The sequence below is a fragment of the Williamsia sp. genome (assembly GCF_016462415.1).
GTDB lineage: Bacteria > Actinomycetota > Actinomycetes > Mycobacteriales > Mycobacteriaceae > Williamsia_A.
In genome coordinates, this window is record NZ_JAEMTF010000135.1 from 4,415 (window position 1) to 10,334 (window position 5,920).

Consider the following 5,920-nt stretch of genomic DNA (forward strand, 5'->3'; position numbering starts at 1 on the left):
TGACACTGCCCGGCAGAGGTTTTGAGGGCTCGCTACCCGAGCAGTCCATCCCACAGCAGCGCGTCGACTTGATCCAGCAGCTTGTCGAGCGCCGCCGAAGAAGGTTGCGCCTTGATGAAAGCTGATGCCAGGGCGTTGATTGCACCGACCAACGCGATCCATGCGAGCGTGTAGTCACGTCGGGGCAGGTCACCGTTTGCCATCGCCGCCTCGGCGAAGCCGTTCAGCCCGTCGAGCCACTGCTGACGCTGGCGGTCTCGCTTCTCCTCGAACTCGTCACTGACCCCGACCACAGAGGTGACCACGAGGTGTGTGACGCGCGGATCGGCGGTGAGGGCATCGACGTATGCACGCACCGCGGTGCGGAGACTGCCGGCAAATCCTTCCGAGCCCGCCGCAAAGCTCGACAGGACCGCCTTCTGAACCCGCGCGTTCGCCTCGTCGTACAGCGTGGACAGGACGGCTTCTTTGTCGACGAAGCACTGGTAGAACTGGCGGGTCGAGAGTCCCGCCTCCCGACAGATGTCGACGACCGTGCTCGAGCTGTACCCGCGTCGGCTGAAAACGTCCAGAGCCGAATCGAGGAATCGCCGACGGCGCTCGTCACCCCTCTCGGCTACAGGTCGCCCCGCATACTGGCGCGATTTGTCGGGGGACACCGCCCGATTCTAGCCGTCAGGAGGCGTGCGACGATCTCACACGCACTCGACCCGATGTTGTGACTCGGACCAGCATGATCGCGCAGTTACAGTATGGGCGTCCAGTTTCGGCGCCATCGACGGACTCGCGTCATGTCCCCGACGATCCCGGCCCTCGCTTCGCGTCACGGGCGATCTGGCTCGGCCGGGTGCGACCATCACTCTCGACGCGACCAACGATGCGCGTACCGCCGGAGGCCTTGTTCGGTCTCCGCCGATATCTCCGAATCACGGGCCCCGTCGGAGTCGAGTGCGTCGAGGAGTCTGTCGGCGAACGCCTCAGGCGGCAGGCCGAAAGACACGAGCGTCTCGAAGCTGTCCGGTCCGCCGTAGGGTAACCACCGCTCAGCCAAACCGATGATCGCCACATTGTCGGGCGCTCGGCGACGCTCCTCGGAACCGATCTCCCGTGAGTCCCTGTCAGGCATATGGTTTCCTTCTCACCCCGCCACGCTCCCCGAGCACGATCCGCGAAGTCGATGCGATTTTGGTAAACGTAATCGTTTCACTATAGAGCGGACCGAGTTGCCCCGCCCACCGAAGTCGAAGCCCACAGTTCTCTGCAGGTTGTCGTCCACGTCACAGGTGATGTCGTTGCCCGAGCCGCTGGAGATCGGGACGCCCGCCGGCCCACTGCCGCCGGCCGGGGCTCATTGTGGAACGCGGACAAGTCACAATCTGATTACCAATCGTGCTCACACGCCGCACCTGACGGACGTCACGGCGCCGCTAGCTGCAACGATCCCCGACGGCCGCCGGTTCTTGGATCACTGATCGCACTTTTGCGATTGTCGCCGCCGGATGTCCATGACACTGTTAGCGACCATTAGGGTCGGTAAAAAAGGCAGGAAGTACACGTGGTCACGGTGAGATGCATTGCAGGGCTTACGGGAGTGGTCGTCGCATGCGGCCTTCTTCCCGTCTCGTCGATGGGCATCGCAGGCGCCTCGCCGGCGAAGTCGACGTTCAGCGACCGCTCCGTGTCACGGACAACCGATGACGGGTGGACCGTCACCGCGTCAAAGGCGCGCGAACGAGTGCGATCGGTTCCGCCGCTCAACCAATCCCCTTGGAGTCGTGAGGGTTTTCTCTCACTCAAGGCGTCCGGCCGGATCAGCGGCACCGGTTCGTCACCGGTATCGGCGGGTACGGTCACCGGTGGATTCCAGGTGGGATGCAACACCGATGTCACCTCGGGCGCCACGGTCGGTATCGCGGGTGGGCCCAACGCCACGCTGAACATCTCCTACCCACCGGCGCTCGGGGTCGGAGCGAACCTGCAACCGAGCATCTCCTCGACGCTCAAGCCAGGGACCATCACCGACGTCGCGCTCGGCACCAAACGTCTCACCGCCGCATCCGGTTCGATCACTGTGGACGACGTTCACATCCGCGTCGACGGTTGCCTCGGGCCGGTGACCCTGCGGGCGTACGTCACCGTGGCCGTCTCCACCCCCCTCAATGACGACACCGTCAACGTCTACGGGCTACCGCATCGCCTCTGAGCAGGGAGACATTGCCATGACCGCGAGCGACAAGCCGACGTCACGCGTTGTCCCACCTGGTGTGCACGCCGTCGACGAGCCGGTCACAGGCGACGACCGAGATGGTTCGACGTGGACACTCGTCGGACGCGCGGCATTGTTCGTGGTCGGTTGCGCCTTGTTGGTGGGCTGCGCGTTCTCCGTCAACCACCTCAGCCAGTGGATGCAGGACTACGGAACCGTTCTGGTCTTTCTCGCATTCTTCCTGGTGATGTCGCTTGCGGGTCGTTGGTTCTGGGTGGGGGCCGACGCCGCCATCGGCTTCGTGCTCCACGGCACCAGCAGAAAATAATGCACGATTGCGGTCCCACCTCTCGACGCTCTCGCGCGGCACTCGCGCACAGGGCGCTTGCTAGCGTGCTCGCATCGATGTTCCTGCTGTGGTTGACGATCGTCGGTTCACCGGCGGCGAATGCCGATGCCCTGTGTGATGCGCTGCGCGCGCAGTACGGTCCCGGATATCCGTGCGTCGGCGTTCCCACGAACACTTTCACCCCACCGCCCGTTCCGACCGCCACGCTGCCCACTCCCGGCAACGACGACACCACCCGACCGACGAGCGGGCCTGGCGTCGGTATCGATGTCGGCCCGGGACCGGGTGTCGGGAACGGGACGCCGATCGTGCCGGTCCCTACCGCTCCTGGTCCCGCTCCTGCCCCTGGACCCGTTCCACAGACCGGCGGCGGAACACCGTCGACCGCCGAGGAGGGACCGACCGGCGTGACACCCGGAGCCCCCAGCCCGTCGGCGCCCGTACGGCCTTCATCGCCGGTGCCGTCGCCGACGCGGGCACCGAACGCGCCACCGGTTCCGCGACAGATCGATTCGGATGTGCCTGCCGGCACCCCGCCGCGACGGGCCCCGGACGGTGATCGCGATCCCGACACGGTCGCATGGTTGATCGTCGCGGTCGCCGCATTCACCGCGGCGCATCCTCGCGCCGGCCGGACGATGCGACTGGCCGTCGCGAGCACCGGCGGCCTCGTCGGCCGATGGAATGCCGTCCGACACCAGGGAACGAAACCGCCGGCGCCTCAGACCCACCCCGACGGTGACCGGCACATCCTCATCTCCGATCGCAGCGACTCGCCCTATCAGCCGATCGCCGACGCGGTCCCGGACGGAGGTCGAGCACTTCAGGGTCCGGATGGGTCGGTGGTGGTCATCGATGCATCAGGCGCCGTCGCGCAAAGATACGGTGCAGTAACGGCATTCGATGCCGCTGGCCGTCCTGTGCCTGTCTACTTCGTCACGGAGGGCGGCGGCGGCGTCGTCCAGGTCATCGACGTCGACGAGTCGACCGCCTATCCCGTGGTGCTCACACCGTCACCTGCCGGGCCCGGCGATCCGACGGCCCACGTGGCGGGGGCCGTCGCCGAGTTCGCGGCACGCAACCCGTCTGCGCCCGAGAGCAGTGTGCCGACCGGTGGCTCCGCAGACGCCGGTGGCGCCGGCGAAACCTCCGCCTCGAGACTGGCGGTCTTCTGATGACGCATCGTCAGACATTCGACCGTCACGCCCTGCTGGTGACAACCGCTGAGGCAGTGGCATCCAGCGCCGGCGCGGAGCCGCTGGACTTCGGAACCCGCCTCGTCGGGGTCAACTCGCGTGACGAGTTCGCGCTGCCCCCCGGCTGGCATCCGATCGACGACGACATCGCCGGTGCGGACGGAACCGTTTTCCTCGCCGCCAACGCGAACCCTGCTGATCGTGGACGTGCCAGCAGCGAGGTGATCACGGGGTACTCGTTCGAGGACATGCCACCAGACCTGGCCCAGCACCGGCACAACGCGCTCGCCAATCTCGACGCGGTCGCGATAACCGACCGCGTCGTCCCGACACAGTCGGAGCGCGGAGTCGGCCTGTGGTGGAGCACGCAGGGCTCGTATCAGCGGGACGGATCCTGGTGGAGCGCAATAACATCTGTGGTCGTACTCACCCCCACCGCGCATCGACCGGGCTACTACCTCGAGCACTCCGTGACCAGCACCGATCAGCTCAGGGGTGTGATGCGTCCCGACATACAGTTCCTCGCACAACAATTCGCGATCGCCATCGCCCAGCCACAGTTCAGCGACCACCCGGTCGCGGACTGACACCGCACCACCGTCAGGAGGGAGTCCGCCCGTGGACGAGGCCACACACCGCCCCCGACTCGCCAAGAACGGCGCAGGCCCGACAGACATGACAGCCGCACTGAAAGACGAGCTCTGCGGTGTACGAACAGCGCACCACAGTGTCCGTGTCGCCGAGGTGTCCACGCTGCTGCGGTTCGCCGGCGAACTGCGCCTCGACGCCGGGACCGTGGTCATCGAAGCCGAGGTGGATCGCGGCACGGTGGCAGACCGCCTGCGGAACGAGATCTCGGAACTGTTCGGGTCGCACGGCCAGGTGCGAGCGATGCGCCACGCAACCGAGACCACACCCGGCCGATACGTGGTCAGGTTTGCCCACCACGGTGCGCGGCTGGCCCGCCAATGCGGACTCGTCGATCACGGTGGTCGCCCGACACGGGGACTTCCCGCACGGATCGTCGGCGGCACGACGACCGATTCCGAGGCCATCGTGCGCGGCGCCTTCCTGGCCGCCGGCGACCTGTTCGCCCCGCGCCGATCCACGGCGGCGATCATCTGCCCGAGTTTCGAGTCCTCACTCGCCGTGGCCGGCGCCGCTCGTCGCCTCGACGTCGCCACGAAGACCCCGACACAGGACGCCGACTCGTCGCGCCACCAGGTCCTCGTCCGCGATCCCGCAGCCATATCCACGCTGCTGACCCGTATCGGGGCACCCGAAACCGTGGCGGTATGGAACAGGCGACGGGCCGAGGGGGAACGCCACCGACTGCTTGCACCACTCACGAACTTCGACAACGCCAATCAACGAAGAGCGCATCAGAGCGCTCTCGTCACCGCAGCCCGCGTCCGGCGGGCGTTCGAGATCCTCGGCGAGGACATACCCGACCATCTCGCCGCCATCGGGCGCCTGCGCATCGACCGACCCGGTGCGACCATCGACGAGCTCGGTCGCTCGTCCGACCCGCCGATCAGCAAGGACACCGCGTCCGGCCGCCTTCGGCGTCTACTCGCGACTGCCGATACCCATGCACTCGCCACCGGGGTTGCCGACACCGCCTCGGCGGTCACCCCAGAAGTCGTGGCTCGGCTCTCTGACACCCCGTGATGGATGTACCGGTGCCCTCGTCCACGGTTCTGGACAGACCGAACCGGACCCCCTACTCTGACGACTAAGTTATTCGCGATTAACTAAGAGCGTTCCCAGGGGGTTCTCCCACATGCCGATCGATCGAGCCCTCAACCGGGCCGAACACGAGCGCCTCGTCGCCGAGTTGTCGGCTCGGACCGTGGAGGCCGCTCTCGGCGGGAGCACGAAGTCCCGCGAGCGGCACGTCGCGCGCGGCAAACTCCTCCCCCGCGACCGCGTCGACACCCTGCTCGATCCCGGCAGCCCCTTCCTCGAGTTGTCGCCGCTCGCCGCAACCGGGCTGTACGACGACGAATGTCCCGGCGCCGGGGTCATCGCCGGCGTCGGTCGGGTGTCCGGGCGCGAATGTGTGATCGTCGCCAACGACGCCACGGTCAAGGGCGGGACCTACTACCCCCTCAGCGTCAAGAAGCACCTGCGGGCGCAGGAGGTGGCGCTGCACAACAACCTCCCGTG

General features: G+C 66.8%; 7 protein-coding genes. 6 read left to right on the top strand and 1 reads right to left on the bottom strand.

From position 1 onward, the window contains the following. Positions 1-32: 32 nt before the first annotated feature. Entirely contained in the window at positions 33-659 is a 627-nt protein-coding gene (locus tag JHC79_RS21245; protein WP_253660764.1) for a TetR/AcrR family transcriptional regulator, read from the bottom strand. Between the two features lie 968 nt (positions 660-1,627). Here JHC79_RS21245 and JHC79_RS21250 point away from each other — a divergent pair. The 6 genes from JHC79_RS21250 to JHC79_RS21275 form a co-directional block, all read left to right on the top strand. Beyond that, positions 1,628-2,203, top strand: coding sequence for an MspA family porin (locus JHC79_RS21250; protein ID WP_253660765.1), 576 nt, complete (start codon positions 1,628-1,630; stop codon positions 2,201-2,203). A gap of 16 nt (positions 2,204-2,219) precedes the next feature. Beyond that, on the top strand, positions 2,220-2,534 hold the full coding sequence (locus tag JHC79_RS21255; protein WP_296394603.1) for a hypothetical protein: 315 nt from the start codon (positions 2,220-2,222) through the stop codon (positions 2,532-2,534). A 539-nt stretch (positions 2,535-3,073) separates the two neighbouring features. Beyond that, positions 3,074-3,730 carry a hypothetical protein gene (locus tag JHC79_RS21260; RefSeq protein ID WP_296394605.1) on the top strand — a complete coding sequence of 219 codons (657 nt, stop codon included), beginning with the start codon at positions 3,074-3,076 and terminating at the stop codon, positions 3,728-3,730. Next, a complete protein-coding gene (locus JHC79_RS21265; protein WP_296394607.1) occupies positions 3,730-4,338 on the top strand; it encodes a hypothetical protein in 609 nt (202 codons plus the stop codon). The genes JHC79_RS21260 and JHC79_RS21265 overlap by 1 nt, the downstream gene beginning before the upstream one ends. An 88-nt stretch (positions 4,339-4,426) precedes the next feature. After that, positions 4,427-5,422: a DNA-binding protein WhiA gene (whiA, locus tag JHC79_RS21270; RefSeq protein WP_296394614.1), complete on the top strand. Its 996-nt coding sequence runs from the start codon at positions 4,427-4,429 to the stop codon at positions 5,420-5,422. Between the two features lie 112 nt (positions 5,423-5,534). Beyond that, positions 5,535-5,920: carboxyl transferase domain-containing protein (locus JHC79_RS21275; RefSeq protein WP_296394609.1), on the top strand; the 386-nt coding region annotated here is incomplete at its 3' end.